The sequence below is a fragment of the Citrobacter sp. Cf125 genome (genome assembly GCF_030333935.1).
Taxonomy (GTDB): Bacteria; Pseudomonadota; Gammaproteobacteria; order Enterobacterales; family Enterobacteriaceae; genus Citrobacter; species Citrobacter freundii.
This window is the reverse complement of record NZ_JAOWEY010000025.1, coordinates 658,093-672,150: the sequence shown is the minus strand read 5'-3', so window position 1 is coordinate 672,150 and position 14,058 is coordinate 658,093. Positions and strand designations below refer to the sequence as shown.

Genomic DNA, 14,058 nt, shown 5'->3' with positions numbered 1-14,058 from the left:
CGAGTGGCTGAAGGAGCACGCCTGGAAAGTGTGTATACGGCAACGTATCCGGGGTTCGAATCCCCGCCTCACCGCCATATTTTAAGAAGAGCTCGTACGCAAGTACGGGCTTTTTTTTTTCGCATGTTGCACAGCCTGGCGGGGATGAGAAGCCCGGACCGGGGTTCGACTACTGGCGCAGCCAGTTGGACAGACTGAGAGCGCAGCGAACAGACTGCCCGCAGGGCGAGCGAAGCGAGTCAATCCCCGCCTCACCGCCATATTTAAAGAAGAGCTCGTACGCAAGTACGGGCTTTTTTTTCGCATATTGCATAGCCTGGCGGGGATGAGAAGCCCGGACCGGGGTTCGACTACTGGCGCAGCCAGTTGGACAGACTGAGAGCGCAGCGAACAGGCTGCCCGCAGGGCGAGCGAAGCGAGTCAATCCCCGCCTCACCGCCATATTTTAAGAAGAGCTCGTACGCAAGTACGGGCTTTTTTTTCGCATATTGATTTGCCGGATGCGGTGCAAGCACCTTATCCGGCCTACGAATGACGAACAACCTGTAGGCCTGATAAGCGAAGCGCCATCAGGCATAGCAATTATTGTCGGCTGAGTAGCGTTAACACTTCATAATGCGAGGTGTGCGGGAACATATCGAAAAGCTGAACGCGTTCAATTCGATACCCAGGCAACTCACGAATATCCTTCGCCATGGTTTGCGCATTACAGCTGGAATAAACAATAAAACGCGGTGCCATGCGGGAAAGAAAATCGCACAGCGGTTTCCCAATCCCGCGACGCGGTGGATTCACCAGCACCAGATCCGGAACTTCGCCCTGAGCGGTAGCAAACTGAGTTGAATCCAACGCCTGAAAATGCAGATTCTGCAACCCAAGTTCCTGCGCCGACTGCTTCGCGCAGGTAATCGCCTCTGGCGCGATTTCAATCCCCGTCAGTTTCATTTGCGGCGTAGCGCAGTGCAGGCCAAAACCCCCAACGCCGCAAAACAGATCCCACATGTGATTAACCGGAAGCTGACGCACCCAGTCGCGCGCCGTGGCATACAACTGCCCCGCCACCACCGGGTTAGTCTGGAAGAAGCTCTGTGGGCGGATCCACAACGGTACATCGTTAAAGCGTTCCGCCAGCGCCTGTTGTTCCGTCAGGAAGATTTCTGTCTCCCCTTCCATAATCGCCATATGCACCGGCTGAATATTGGCAGTGATCACTTTTAACTGTGGGAGTTGTGCCTGCAGCCAGGGCAGCGCCGCGCGCAGCTGTGCCAGTTTTGCTTCAGAACGCAGGACAAAACGCAGCATCATGCCACCATCGAACCGGCTTTCCGTTAACAACAAATATTTCAGTTCCCCGCGTTTACGCGCAACGTTATAGGGCGTTAACCCTGCTCGGGCGATAAACGGCTTAAGCGCGGAAAATACGGACGCAAAAGACTCAGGGTAGAGCGGACAGTCGCACAAATCTTCCGGCGTACCGTCACGATGCAACATCCCCAGCAACGGTTTTTCCACGCTGCCGCTGACCACCATTTTGGCTTTATTGCGAAACGCGCTTTCCGGACCACTGACCGGCGCGCACCATTCTCCGACCGGATAATCGGCCAGCAGATTCTGCAGATCGGCTGTTTTAGCGAAGAGTTGATCGGCGACAGGCTGTGTTATCCACTGACAGGAGCGACAGCGTTCGGCGTCATAAAGTGCGCACTGCATACAAAGACCTACAAATTAACCGGGGGCCAAGATTATACACGTTATTGCAAACGGAAGAACCGCCTGCTGGACGCAGGAACAAACAGTAGCAGCAATACCAGCATATCCGGTAGTTTTTGCATCACCAGCGTATGCAGGATTTCGCGTCTGGACTCCCCCGCAATACTGAACAGTTCGGGATATCCGTAGCCCAGCGAAGCAGCCCACAGATAGACGCTGGCGATAATCTGGGTCAACAGATAGATCCAGCGTGCCCAGTTCCGTCCTTTTACCAGCGAAAATGCACAGTAAATTTCGATAAATAGCAGCACCAGACTGCCCAGAAACACCAGCGTCAAATTCCAGGTCTGCACACTGCGATGAATAAACTCACTGGTTCCACGAAACCCAAGCGTATTAAAAATCATCAACAGATCGAGACAGCGGATCATAATAATAGCCAGCGCCGCCACCTGCACCAAAGCAGGGACGTTTAAGCGAGCATGTGATGTGGATGATTTCTTAAAAAATCCCAACGCGTCGTCTTCCATGAAAACGGCGCAACCACCACAGCTGCGCCGTATAGACAGGTTGGCAGATTTTAGTTTTTTCAGCCGCGTCTTGCACGTTGGATATCGCGGATCCGTTGTTTTTCTGTTCGCGCCATCAGATACCACGCGATAAATCCGATAATTCCTACCACACCAAGAATCAGCGTTGCCAGCGCGTTGATCTCCGGGTTCACCCCCATACGTACGCTGGAGAACACCAGCATCGGTAACGTTGTGGCGCCAGGACCAGAGACAAAGCTGGCAATAACCAGATCATCGAGTGACAGCGTGAAGGCTAATAGCCAACCGGAAATCACCGCCGGCATAATCATCGGCAGCGTGATGACGAAAAAGACCTTCAGCGGCGTGGCGCCAAGATCCATCGCAGCTTCCTCAATGGAATGATCCAGTTCGCGCAAACGTGAAGAAATCACCACCGCTACGTACGCTGTACAGAAGGTGACGTGCGCCAGCCAGATGGTCAGCATTCCGCGATCAGCCGGCCAGCCGATGGCGTGAGCCAACGCTACAAACAGCAGCAGCAGCGACAAACCGGTAATGACATCTGGCATAACCAGCGGCGCGGTGATCATAAAGGCGAAACCATTCGAACCACGAAAACGACCAAAGCGCACCATTACCACGGCGGCGATGGTACCAAGGATTGCCGCCATCGTCGCAGCGCCTGCGGCAATCGTTAGGCTCATGCCTACGGCGCTTATCATCGCGGTATCGTGAAAAAGCTCGCCATACCAACGCGTTGACCACCCCGCCCAAACCGTCACCAGCTTCGAGCTGTTAAACGAATAGATAACCAACATCAGCATCGGCGCGTACAGGAAGGTAAAGCCAACTACCAGGATAAAAATACGCCACGGTGAGCGAACGACCGGTAAGTTATTCATCCGTGTTCCCCCACGCTTTTTTGCTGATATTTGTGGAACCACATGATCGGCACAATCAGTAACAGCAGCATAATAATGGCGACAGCAGAAGCCACCGGCCAGTCGCGGTTATTGAAAAACTCCTGCCAAAGCACACGGCCAATCATGATGCTGTCCGGGCCGCCCAGCAGCTCAGGGATCACAAACTCGCCAACAGCCGGAATAAACACCAGCATTGACCCGGCAATAATCCCGCCCTTGGTCAACGGCACAATCACGCTAAAGAAAGTCTTCAGCGGTCGGGCACCTAAATCCAGCGCCGCTTCCACCAGCGAGTAATCAATACGGGTCAGCGCGGTATAAATCGGCAGCACCATAAAGGGCAAATAGGCGTAAACAATGCCGATATAGACCGCCAGATTGGTGTGCAAAATAGTCAACGGTTGGTCGATGACACCCAGCCACATCAGAAAGTTGTTCAGGACGCCGTTGTTTTTCAGGATCCCCATCCAGGCATACACGCGAATTAAAAACGAGGTCCAGGACGGTAGGATCACCAGCAACAGCAGAATATTACGCGTTGAGGGTTTACTGTGCGCGACTGCCCATGCCAGCGGGTATCCCAGCAGCAGACAACAGATTGTCGAAATTCCCGCCACCTGTAACGATTGCAGGTAGGCATCGAAATAGAGCGGATCGTCCGTCAGTTGCAGGAAGTTGGCTAAGTTGAGCGTGATGGATAACTGATCGTCAGCCCATGAAACGAGGTCGGTATACGGTGGAATAGCGCGCGCCATTTCAGCCAAACTGATTTTGAAGACGATCAGAAACGGCAGCAGAAACAGAAGCAGCAGCCACACATACGGCAGCGCGATCACCAGCTTGCGTCCGTGCTTCATTTGCAGTCGCGACATAAACAGCGTGAATCGCCCTGCTTTATCCACACGCGCCGGAGGTTCAAGTGTACTCATCTTCGCTCCTTAAACCGTCAACACCACACAGCTGTCCGCATCCCAACATAAACGGACTTCGTCACCCCAGGTTGGTAACCCTTTACGATAACGATGCTCATTTTGTAGCTGGGCGCTCAACATCTGACCGCTTTTCAAACGTACGTGATACACCGACAAATCACCCAGATAGGCAATGTGCACCACTTCGCCCACCGCGAAGTTATAACCGTCTGGGGGAGGAGCCTCACAGAGCATGATTTTTTCCGGGCGCAGCGCAACATACACCGGGACGTTATCGACAACAGAAGCATCGGCGTCCACTTTCAGCGGATGCACCAGTCCTGGAGACTCAATAATCAGACCATCTTCCTGGCGTTCTTTCAGCAGTCCCTCAAAAACGTTTACCGAACCGATAAACTCGGCGCTGTAGCGCGTAGTAGGATGCTCGTAGATCTCTTCCGGTTCGCCGATCTGGACAAATTTTCCACGATTCATGATCGCAATACGACCCGCCATCGTCATGGCTTCTTCCTGATCGTGCGTCACCATCACGCAGGTCACACCGACGCGTTCCAGGATATCCACTACCTCCAGTTGCATGCGGTCTCGGAGTTTTTTATCCAGCGCCCCCATTGGTTCATCCAGCAGCAGCAGTTTTGGACGTTTTGCCAGGCTGCGCGCCAATGCCACGCGCTGACGCTGGCCGCCAGAAAGCTGATGTGGTTTGCGTTTAGCGAACTCCTGCATATGCACGAGTCCCAGCATCTCATTCACCCGACTGGCGATTTCAGCCTTCGGCAGTTTGTCCTGCTTGAGACCAAAGGCAATGTTCTGCTCGACAGTCATATGCGGAAACAAGGCGTAGGACTGAAACATCATATTAATTGGACGCAGATAAGGCGGGACATGCGCTAAATCGACGCCATCAAGCATGATTTGCCCGGTAGTCGGCAGTTCAAATCCCGCCAGCATCCGCAGCAGTGTCGATTTGCCACAGCCGGACGCGCCGAGCAGAGCAAATATTTCACCTTTGTAGATAGTAAGATTGACGTCATCAACGGCGTGCTGACCGTCAAATGACTTGGTCAGATTGCGAATTTCAAGCAGCGGGGTCAGCGCCTTGCGGATTTTCGCTTGTGGGCGTGGGGTTGCATCATTCACTCAGGTGCTCTCCGGCATAAAACAAAGAAACGGTGCAAATAACGCACCATAACGGTGCGTATTGCCGGGTTATATGTGTCCGGGCTCAACGCTGCCCGGCAGGCACAAATCCTGCCGGGTCATGTCCCAAACATCGGTTTATTTCCCGCTTTTTACCTTCGTCCATGCGCGGGTACGTACACGATCGATCTTCGGATCCTGTACTTTCAGTGTGAACAACTTAGCTCGCACATCCGCAGGCGGGTAAATACCCGGATTGTCACGAACTTCAGGGCTGACCAGAGCCGTCGCTTCTTTGTTGGCATTGGCATAAAAAACGTGGTCGGAGATATGCGCAATCACATCAGGGCGCAGCAGGTAGTTGAGGAACTGATAGGCTTCGTCTTTGTTTTTCGCATCGGCAGGCATCGCGAATACGTCAAAGAACGCCATTGCACCTTCTTTAGGAATTGAGAAGGAAATATTGACGCCATTTTTCGCTTCTTTCGCACGGTTTGCTGCCTGCCATACGTCCCCAGCCCAGCCGATTGCAACGCAGGTATCACCGTTTGCCAGGTCGTTGATGTACTGCGAAGAGTGGAAATAGCGAATATTCGGTCGCAGTTTCAACAACAGATCCGTTGCCGGTCCGGTGTAATCATCCGCTTTGGTACTGTTTGGATCTTTACCCAAATAGTTCAGCACCGTGGCGAACACCTCTTCGGGGGCATCAAGGAAAGAGACGCCGCAGCTTTTGAGTTTTTCCAGATTTTTTGGCTTGAGGATCAAATCCCAGCTGTCAACCGGCGCATCCGGCCCCAGCACAGCTTTAACTTTATCCACGTTGTAACCAATACCGGTCGTAGCCCACATATACGGCATCGCAAACTTGTTGTCCGGATCGTGTTTGCCCACCAGCTTCAGCAGTTCAGGATCAAGGTTTTTCCAGCCCGGCAATTTGCTCTTATCCAGCGGTTGGAATACGCCCGCGGTCAGTTGACGCTCAAGGAAGCTGGCGGATGGAACGACAAGGTCAAAGCCGGTACTGCCAGCCATGAGCTTACCTTCCAGCACTTCATTGGAATCAAATACGTCATAGATGACTTTAATTCCGGTCTCTTTTTCAAAATTAGCCACCGTGTCCGGGGCAATATAATCAGACCAGTTATATATATGCAGCGTTTTTTGTTCAGCAGCGAGCGTGCCGGCAGAGACGGCCATCAGAGCACCCGCAACCAGGCCTGATAACCATTTTTTATTTAAGGCGGTCATAATCTCTTTCCTTCTGAAAGTTCGTTAACAAACGAACAAAAATGTCACACTCTAATGATATGCAAGAAACGTGCATATTCTTTCATGCGGCACCGATGTAAAGAGAGACCTCTCCTCACGCCGCTATTGCTCGCTGTCATCCGTCCAGGCATTCAACATACATTGTGGCCGTAGAACAGGTCACAAGGGGCTGTTTAAATGATGACGTTGGTAAGCTTCGCAAGAATAACTTTAGCCAGGAATTGTGGATATAGCCCAGATTAAAAAACGTCTTTTATCAATTTTTTATGCAGGAATTGTCTATGACGTAAAGCGGAAGGCGCTGAATAGAGGTGAATAATTCTTTAATGAAAGGTTAAATACAGAATAAAAACGGGCAATACGCAACCGCTCTGGCAGCGGCTGCGCAATATATGTCCAGATTCAGGAAGAATTAATGGAGGAAATGAATTTCAGCGGTGCTATTCTGCGCATCTTCTTCAGCATTAAATAACAGCTGATGCGCACCGGCTTCAAGGATCACCATCGATATCTGCTCTTCGCTCTGGCGAACAAAACATTCAAACTGCTCAAACGTCACACCCGGCATAACGGATAAAGACTGGCAAACCACCAGTTTTGGCAGATTATCATCCTGCATATCCAGAAAAGCTTTCACCGTCAGTGAGCTGGCATTGATCGCGGACAGATCGGCGGCCAGCGGCAGCAGTGCAGAAGGTCTGACTTCTGCCATCGCGGAAAACAGAATGACGTTATCGACCAAATCAACTTTTGCATCAAAGATGCCGTCAAAATTCTGCATGTGCGGTAAATGCAGCGCCTGACAGGTATCGCATTCAAAAAAACTCATGCCCAGGTCGTCGAGCCATTGACGCAACGTATCCAGAGTGGGAACGACCAGTGATGTCATAATAATGTGCGACCTCTATTGATGAAAAAAATACCGGCACAGCTTACGCAAAAAGAGCGTGTCATACCACGATCGCAATCGATATTGCGCTTAGCCGCCGATTTTAAGGCAAAATTCAGGCGTAGCGTGACGTTCGATCCACTGGATCATCTTGCCAGCTATGTCTATCCCGGTGGTTTTCTCCACTCCTTCCAGCCCCGGAGACGCGTTGACCTCCATGACCAGTGGCCCTCGATCAGCGCGCAGAATATCAACGCCTGCAACGTCCAGGCCCATAGTCCGGGCGGCTTTGAGCGCAATTTCTCTTTCGCGCGGCGTGATACTCGCAATAGTCGCCACACCACCGCGATGGAGATTAGAACGAAAATCGCCCTCTTTAGCCCGTCGTTCAATGGCGGCCACTACTTCGTCGCCCACCACGAAACAGCGGATATCGCGCCCCTTCGCTTCTTTGATATATTCCTGAACCAGGATATGGGCATTCAGCCCACGAAAGGCATCTACCACGCTTTCTGCAGCCTGCCGCGTTTCCGCCAACACCACGCCAATACCCTGGGTGCCTTCAACCAGCTTCACCACCAACGGCGCACCGCCAACCATGTCAATCATGTCGCTGGTATCGTCGGGAGAGTGGGCTATCCCGGTGATGGGTAAATCAATTCCCTGACGCGCCAGCAGCTGTAGCGAACGCAGCTTATCGCGCGCCCGTGTAATCGCTACCGATTCATTCAACGGATAGCTACCCAGCATCTCAAACTGGCGCAGCGCCGCCGTCCCATAAAAGGTAATCGCGGAACCAATCCGCGGGATCACCGCGTCGAAATGGGGAAGCTGGCGGCCCTTGTAATGAATAGAAGATGCCGCCGGACTGATGTTCATATAGCAAGAAAGGGGATCGATAACTTCAACCAGGTGACCGCGCTGCATCGCCGCTTCACGCAGGCGTTTACAAGAATAGAGCGTTCCGTCCCGGGACAAAATGGCAATTTTCACCCTGCACCTCTCTGAATGACCTGGTAAAAGCTGGCGTATCATACACTGGGTTAAAATCTTTAGCGCGTGGCCCATCCCTGTTTATGCAAATATTCCAGGATAAAGGGGCGACTTTCTTTAATGATGGTACGGCGAATGTGATCGCTCCAGGTGTCACGACGCGTATTGCTGCCGCGGGTCAGATAGTACTGCGCAAGCTGTTCGTCATACTGCGACAAAACGTCTGTATCGAGCGGCTGATACTGGTTTTCGTGCACAACAAGCGACGCAGGCAGGCGCGGCTTGATATCCGGGTTATCCGCAGGCCAGCCAAGGCACAAACCAAACAGCGGCAGAACGTGCTGCGGCAGCTTCAGCAGTTCGGTGACCGGCTCAATATTGTTACGCAGACCGCCAATGAATACGCCGCCAAGTCCCAGCGACTCTGCCGCCGTCAACGCATTTTGCGCCATCATTGCAGTATCAACCACGCCCAGCAGCAGCTGTTCCGCCAGCCCAAGTTGCGCATCAGGGCAAATCTGCAAATGACGATTAAAATCAGCGCAAAACACCCAGAACTCAGCGGCCTGGGCCACATGCTTTTGGCCGCCAGATAAGGTAGCCAGCGATTCACGCAGAGATTTATCCGTTATACGAACGATCGTCGTGCACTGTAGAAAACTGGAGCTTGACGTTCCCTGAGCGGCGGCAATAATCGCCTCACGCTGTGCATCCGAAATATCATCATCGGTAAAATGGCGAATGGAACGGTGGCTGCGGAGTAAATCAATGGTTGGTGTCATCTCTTTTGTCTCTGTCTAAATCAGTTGAATCACCGGGTGCGCGTGACATCAGTTGCGGTGCCAGCAGTTGAGCAATACGCCACATCAACGCCACCGCAGCAGGGAGCATCAGCAGTACGCCCAGAAATATCATCACCACGCAGGCTAACGGGCTGTTAAGCGGTGCGGGCAAGGTGAGGTAATCGTTAAGCGATAGCAGCGCCAGCGATAACAAAACCATCCCAATTATTTCCAGCATCAATACGCTTTTGGGTAATACACCAATTGTGCGCATACGCGGCCTCCCGGCGAAATGGCTTTCATTATAAAACGTTCCGGCTTGCCGTGTTTAACAGATATAGCTTGAGGATATCAAAGCAACAGGCTGAACCTGCTTTCCATCCGTCACAAATCGCGGCATCATAACAAGTATTGCCATCCGGCCTGATAAGTTCGAGGAGAAAGAGATGTTTGCCGTTATTTTTGGTCGCCCAGGGTGCCCGTATTGCGTGCGCGCAAAAGAATTAGCAGAAAAATTAAGCAGTGAGCATGACGATTTTAACTTCCGCTACATTGATATCCATGCTGAAGGAATTACCAAAGCAGATCTGGAAAAAACAGTAGGTAAGCCAGTTGAAACCGTTCCGCAGATTTTCGTCGATCAAAAACACATCGGCGGCTGCACAGATTTTGAAGCATGGGCAAAAGAGAATATGAATCTGTTCGCCTGATAGCTGTTTCTACGCCCTCAGCTTGAGGGCGTCATCAGTTCTTTTTCCGCCGTTGATGCTGATTGAATAAGCTACTGATAAATAAAAAACATAATGCGCCAAGCGCGCACCAAAACACCGCACTAAACAACCACGCCAGCTCTTGCCACAATGAACGCGTCGGCATAAAAACGAAACGCATCAGTAACAGGCAGCACGGCGCCGCCAACATTGCACCAAGAAGGGGTTTGAGTACTTCCCGACGATGGGAAAAAAAGCTTGCTGCAGCACCAGGTAAGATAAAAAACAACAATCCGACCTCAGGATGCCCTGCTGCTCTGAATGCCCCTTTCACGTTCAGCGTTAATGAAAGACACACCACAATAAAGAGCACAAAGCAGCAGACCGCACTCGCCCAACTTTGCTTATGTTTCAATCGTTCCTCCTGACACATTCTCTATCGAACACTCTTTTCGCCCGCAGGCGTCCAGTCAGATAAAGTAACTCGGCATTCCATGCCAAAAACACACCCACACGATTCTTATAGCCGTTGATACGTAATGAGATTAAACTAGCCGCATATATTGTTATGCTGCATTATTCGGGGCTGTGTACGATGCTATCGCCCCTTAATTTCTGGCAAAAACATTAGCGTAAATTGCCATTTCTTTCAATAGCTTACTAGTAAACAAGAAGTTAGTCTCCGTGAATATAAACGTCGCAGATTTGTTAAATGGGAATTACATCCTGTTATTATTTGTGGTCCTGGCTCTGGGCCTGTGTCTGGGCAAATTGCGTCTGGGTTCAGTCCAACTCGGTAATTCCATTGGCGTTTTAGTGGTCTCCCTATTATTAGGTCAGCAGCACTTTAGTATTAACACCGATGCATTAAATCTCGGCTTTATGCTGTTTATTTTTTGCGTCGGCGTCGAAGCCGGCCCCAACTTTTTTTCGATTTTTTTTCGCGATGGGAAAAATTATCTAATGCTTGCTCTGGTGATGGTCGGTAGCGCAATGCTGATCGCCCTGGGGCTGGGTAAGCTATTTGGCTGGGACATCGGCCTGACGGCGGGTATGCTGGCTGGCTCGATGACCTCAACGCCGGTGCTGGTCGGCGCAGGTGACACCTTGCGCCATTCAGGAATGTCAGGAACACAACTTTCAAGCGCTCTCGATAACCTGAGCTTGGGTTACGCCCTCACCTATTTGATTGGTCTGGTCAGTCTGATTGTTGGTGCGCGCTATTTGCCGAAACTTCAGCATCAGGATCTGCAAACCAGCGCCCAACAAATCGCGCGTGAACGGGGCCTGGATACTGATGCCAATCGTAAAGTTTACCTCCCGGTGATTCGCGCCTATCGCGTTGGCCCGGAGCTGGTGGCATGGGCCGATGGTAAAAATCTGCGCGAACTGGGTATTTATCGTCAGACCGGTTGTTACATTGAACGTATCCGTCGCAACGGCATTCTTGCCAACCCGGATGGTGACGCGGTGCTGCAAATGGGCGATGAGATAGCCCTGGTGGGTTATCCAGACGCCCATGCCCGCCTCGATCCCAGCTTCCGTAACGGTAAAGAGGTGTTCGATCGCGATCTGCTCGATATGCGCATCGTCACTGAAGAGATTGTAGTGAAAAACCACAATGCCGTTGGTCGTCGCCTGGCTCAGTTGAAACTGACCGACCACGGTTGTTTCCTGAACCGCGTGATCCGCAGCCAGATTGAAATGCCTATTGATGACAACGTCGTGCTCAACAAAGGTGACGTATTGCAGGTCAGCGGTGATGCTCGCCGCGTGAAAACCATTGCCGATCGTATCGGCTTCATTTCGATTCACAGTCAGGTGACCGATCTGCTGGCCTTCTGCGCCTTCTTTATCATCGGTCTGATGATCGGGATGATCACCTTCCAGTTCAGTAATTTCAGCTTCGGCATCGGGAATGCGGCTGGACTGCTGTTCGCCGGTATCATGCTGGGCTTCCTGCGAGCCAACCATCCAACGTTTGGCTACATCCCACAGGGTGCGCTGAACATGGTGAAAGAATTTGGCCTGATGGTATTCATGGCTGGCGTCGGTTTAAGCGCAGGCAGTGGCATTGGTAATGGGCTGGGGGCCGTCGGTGGTCAAATGTTGATTGCCGGTCTGGTAGTCAGCCTGGTTCCGGTTGTTATCTGTTTCTTGTTTGGTGCTTACGTATTGCGCATGAACCGCGCCCTGCTGTTTGGCGCCATGATGGGCGCACGTACCTGTGCTCCGGCAATGGAAATCATCAGCGACACCGCACGCAGCAACATCCCTGCGTTAGGCTATGCCGGGACCTACGCGATAGCCAACGTTCTGCTGACATTAGCGGGGACACTCATCGTCATTGTCTGGCCTGGCCTTGGTTAGCGCTGAAATTTACCCTTAAACGAAAATTTTTTGCAGGTAAGCAGAACTTTTCTTCAAGGTGTCAGTCATAACTATTGCCACTGCTTTTCTTTGATGTCCCCAATTTGTGGAGCCCATCAACCCCGCCGTTTTGGTTCAAGGTTGATGGGTTTTTTGTTGCCTGAAATTTACTACTGAAAAAATCAATCACGTACACCAACACGTACACCAACACCAACACCAACACCAACACCAACACCAACACCAACACCAACACCAACACCAGCAGTATGCCCGTATTCGAAGTCAGTGTACTTATGGTTCCTCGTGCTGCCTGGCAATCAAACACAATTAAATTTAACTGGAACCCTACCATCGAAAATTATGGCTATATACCTGTGACTCATATCTCAATTTTTTGAGTCAAAAGTTTGACAGTTCATTTCAACTCTGTTTTATTGCCTACACGATAATTATCCACAACATCTCTATTTAAATAGTGAACTTTTTCATGCTTTTAATTTACTCATGGTGATAAGTAATGAAGCTGCAAACTGTTATTCATAGAAAGAACATAATTTACTTTACTGTCGGCCTGGCCATGTTGACGATAATGGGAATTCTGGGAGTGGACACTTATTTACCTTCAATTCCCGACATCGCAAAAGAATTTGAAAAAAATGTCTCAACCACGCAGTTGTCGATTATGGTTTATACCCTATGCATTGGTTTTGGACAGCTAATTTTTGGTCCATTATCTGATGCTATTGGCCGGCGAAAAATTATGCTTACAGGTGCGGTTATTTATGGCGTGACAACATATTGTCTCACGCTCTCAACCGGTCTGGTTATGTTTCTGGCGATCCGTGTCATACAAGGTCTTTCTATATCAATAACGCTGGTTACAGCAATCAGCGCAGTTCGAGATGTAACTCGTGGTTCAGTGGCCGCGACGCTGTATGCCATCATCATCACTATCGAAGGTGTCGTTCCCATTGCTTCGCCGCTGCTGGGAGGGGTAATTAATGACTTATGGGGATGGCGCGCAATTTTTTTAATGATATGTGGCTATGCTATTATAACGTTAACATACGTTTATTTTAACTTCCCTGAAACACTCAGCCATGAGAGAAGGGTTGCCTATTCATTGAAATCATCATTTAATACGTATAAAGAGATCAGCAAACAACCTCGATTTTATCTACCTTGTCTGTCTCTTGGTCTGTCATTCTCGCTGATTTATTGCTATGTCACAGCCTCCCCATTTATTTTTATGGTTACGTTTGGATACTCATCAACGCAATTTGGTGTGCTTTCATCAATTATTGGAGGCTTCCTACTGCTGGGGGCTGCATTATCAGGTAAACTTCTTAAGAAAAGGTCTGCGCCGCAAATTTTGAATTCGTGGCTGAAAATCATCGCCTCATTTATTGTACTGTGTATTCCATTAATAATACTTAGTTATCACGTCAATATTTTTATATTCTTCTTTATTATCCTGATGTTTGCTGGAGGGATGTTCGAATCACTCTATACCTACCTGACCATGTCCAGCCAGCGCACCAACCTGGGAGCGACCTCTGCGTTGATGGGAGCCGCCTCGCTGGTTATTCCGTCAGTCATCGGAGGTGTCGGTAGTTTTTTAATTGAGCTAAATACCAGCATCTGGATGATGTACTTGCTTTTGATAATTTTGATAATGATATACATGTTAAAGAAATATCAAACACTTACAGTAACTGATCGGCGTTAAAATGAGCTGATAGACATTGCTGCTATAAGATCCATAGCAGCAATGTCCCCGACATAACCTGATTTTTCATCG

At 50.4% G+C, this 14,058-nt stretch carries 14 protein-coding genes, 1 tRNA gene and 2 other RNA genes; 6 read left to right on the top strand and 11 right to left on the bottom strand.

Annotation, left to right across the window (positions count from 1 at the left end; genetic code table 11):
- The 3 genes from OGV89_RS19880 (at position 1) to OGV89_RS19870 (ending at position 441) form a co-directional block, all read left to right on the top strand.
- Positions 1 to 77: transfer RNA gene (locus OGV89_RS19880), tRNA-Ser, on the top strand.
- 46 nt (positions 78 to 123) lie between these two features.
- Positions 124 to 260, top strand: a non-coding RNA gene (locus tag OGV89_RS19875) — RtT sRNA.
- A gap of 44 nt (positions 261 to 304) precedes the next feature.
- A non-coding RNA gene (locus OGV89_RS19870) (RtT sRNA) lies at positions 305 to 441 on the top strand.
- A gap of 141 nt (positions 442 to 582) precedes the next feature.
- Here OGV89_RS19870 and rlmC read toward each other — a convergent pair.
- The 10 genes from rlmC to OGV89_RS19820 form a co-directional block, all read right to left on the bottom strand.
- Positions 583 to 1,710, bottom strand: a complete 1,128-nt coding sequence (gene rlmC / locus OGV89_RS19865; protein ID WP_003845530.1) for a 23S rRNA (uracil(747)-C(5))-methyltransferase RlmC — start codon at positions 1,708 to 1,710, stop codon at positions 583 to 585.
- A 41-nt stretch (positions 1,711 to 1,751) separates the two neighbouring features.
- Positions 1,752 to 2,240 (bottom strand): YbjO family protein, encoded by a 489-nt coding sequence (locus OGV89_RS19860; RefSeq protein WP_003035378.1) that lies wholly within the window; start codon positions 2,238 to 2,240, stop codon positions 1,752 to 1,754.
- Positions 2,241 to 2,299: 59 nt separating this feature from the next.
- On the bottom strand, positions 2,300 to 3,145 hold the full coding sequence (gene potI, locus OGV89_RS19855) for a putrescine ABC transporter permease PotI (RefSeq protein ID WP_003035376.1): 846 nt from the start codon (positions 3,143 to 3,145) through the stop codon (positions 2,300 to 2,302).
- Entirely contained in the window at positions 3,142 to 4,095 is a 954-nt protein-coding gene (gene potH / locus OGV89_RS19850) for a putrescine ABC transporter permease PotH (protein ID WP_003831667.1), read from the bottom strand. The genes potI and potH overlap by 4 nt, the downstream gene beginning before the upstream one ends.
- A 9-nt stretch (positions 4,096 to 4,104) precedes the next feature.
- Positions 4,105 to 5,238, bottom strand: a complete 1,134-nt coding sequence (potG, locus tag OGV89_RS19845) for a putrescine ABC transporter ATP-binding subunit PotG (RefSeq protein WP_003845528.1) — start codon at positions 5,236 to 5,238, stop codon at positions 4,105 to 4,107.
- A gap of 138 nt (positions 5,239 to 5,376) precedes the next feature.
- Positions 5,377 to 6,489 carry a spermidine/putrescine ABC transporter substrate-binding protein PotF gene (potF, locus tag OGV89_RS19840; RefSeq protein ID WP_257679336.1) on the bottom strand — a complete coding sequence of 371 codons (1,113 nt, stop codon included), beginning with the start codon at positions 6,487 to 6,489 and terminating at the stop codon, positions 5,377 to 5,379.
- A gap of 433 nt (positions 6,490 to 6,922) precedes the next feature.
- A complete protein-coding gene (locus OGV89_RS19835; RefSeq protein WP_003035368.1) occupies positions 6,923 to 7,399 on the bottom strand; it encodes a type III secretion system chaperone family protein in 477 nt (158 codons plus the stop codon).
- A gap of 90 nt (positions 7,400 to 7,489) precedes the next feature.
- Entirely contained in the window at positions 7,490 to 8,392 is a 903-nt protein-coding gene (rimK, locus tag OGV89_RS19830) for a 30S ribosomal protein S6--L-glutamate ligase (protein WP_003836932.1), read from the bottom strand.
- 59 nt (positions 8,393 to 8,451) lie between these two features.
- Positions 8,452 to 9,174, bottom strand: coding sequence for a nitroreductase NfsA (gene nfsA, locus OGV89_RS19825; RefSeq protein ID WP_044701671.1), 723 nt, complete (start codon positions 9,172 to 9,174; stop codon positions 8,452 to 8,454).
- Positions 9,158 to 9,448, bottom strand: a complete 291-nt coding sequence (locus OGV89_RS19820) for a YbjC family protein (RefSeq protein WP_003845523.1) — start codon at positions 9,446 to 9,448, stop codon at positions 9,158 to 9,160. The genes nfsA and OGV89_RS19820 overlap by 17 nt, the downstream gene beginning before the upstream one ends.
- Before the next feature lie 172 nt (positions 9,449 to 9,620).
- Between OGV89_RS19820 and OGV89_RS19815 the strand changes: the two genes are divergently transcribed.
- Positions 9,621 to 9,884, top strand: a complete 264-nt coding sequence (locus OGV89_RS19815) for a GrxA family glutaredoxin (RefSeq protein ID WP_003035358.1) — start codon at positions 9,621 to 9,623, stop codon at positions 9,882 to 9,884.
- A 34-nt stretch (positions 9,885 to 9,918) separates the two neighbouring features.
- On the opposite strand, the gene OGV89_RS19810 is transcribed toward OGV89_RS19815, so the two are convergent.
- The gene (locus OGV89_RS19810; protein ID WP_003035356.1) at positions 9,919 to 10,299 is read right to left on the bottom strand and encodes an inner membrane protein YbjM; all 381 of its coding nucleotides are present in this window, start codon (positions 10,297 to 10,299) and stop codon (positions 9,919 to 9,921) included.
- A 269-nt stretch (positions 10,300 to 10,568) separates the two neighbouring features.
- On the opposite strand from OGV89_RS19810, the gene OGV89_RS19805 reads away from it, so the two are divergent.
- Positions 10,569 to 12,254, top strand: coding sequence for an aspartate:alanine antiporter (locus OGV89_RS19805; protein ID WP_003035354.1), 1,686 nt, complete (start codon positions 10,569 to 10,571; stop codon positions 12,252 to 12,254).
- Between the two features lie 520 nt (positions 12,255 to 12,774).
- Positions 12,775 to 13,986 carry a multidrug effflux MFS transporter gene (locus OGV89_RS19800; protein WP_003845517.1) on the top strand — a complete coding sequence of 404 codons (1,212 nt, stop codon included), beginning with the start codon at positions 12,775 to 12,777 and terminating at the stop codon, positions 13,984 to 13,986.
- Positions 13,987 to 14,058 lie beyond the last annotated feature (72 nt).

Coding starts and splice junctions, on each gene's coding strand:
- OGV89_RS19815 (WP_003035358.1), top strand. CDS start 9,621: ATGTTTGCCGTTATTTTTGGTCGCCCAGGGTGCCCGTATTGCGTGCGC.
- potH (WP_003831667.1), bottom strand. CDS start 4,095: ATGAGTACACTTGAACCTCCGGCGCGTGTGGATAAAGCAGGGCGATTC.
- OGV89_RS19860 (WP_003035378.1), bottom strand. CDS start 2,240: ATGGAAGACGACGCGTTGGGATTTTTTAAGAAATCATCCACATCACAT.
- OGV89_RS19835 (WP_003035368.1), bottom strand. CDS start 7,399: ATGACATCACTGGTCGTTCCCACTCTGGATACGTTGCGTCAATGGCTC.
- rlmC (WP_003845530.1), bottom strand. CDS start 1,710: ATGCAGTGCGCACTTTATGACGCCGAACGCTGTCGCTCCTGTCAGTGG.
- potI (WP_003035376.1), bottom strand. CDS start 3,145: ATGAATAACTTACCGGTCGTTCGCTCACCGTGGCGTATTTTTATCCTG.
- OGV89_RS19800 (WP_003845517.1), top strand. CDS start 12,775: ATGAAGCTGCAAACTGTTATTCATAGAAAGAACATAATTTACTTTACT.
- OGV89_RS19820 (WP_003845523.1), bottom strand. CDS start 9,448: ATGCGCACAATTGGTGTATTACCCAAAAGCGTATTGATGCTGGAAATA.
- potF (WP_257679336.1), bottom strand. CDS start 6,489: ATGACCGCCTTAAATAAAAAATGGTTATCAGGCCTGGTTGCGGGTGCT.
- nfsA (WP_044701671.1), bottom strand. CDS start 9,174: ATGACACCAACCATTGATTTACTCCGCAGCCACCGTTCCATTCGCCAT.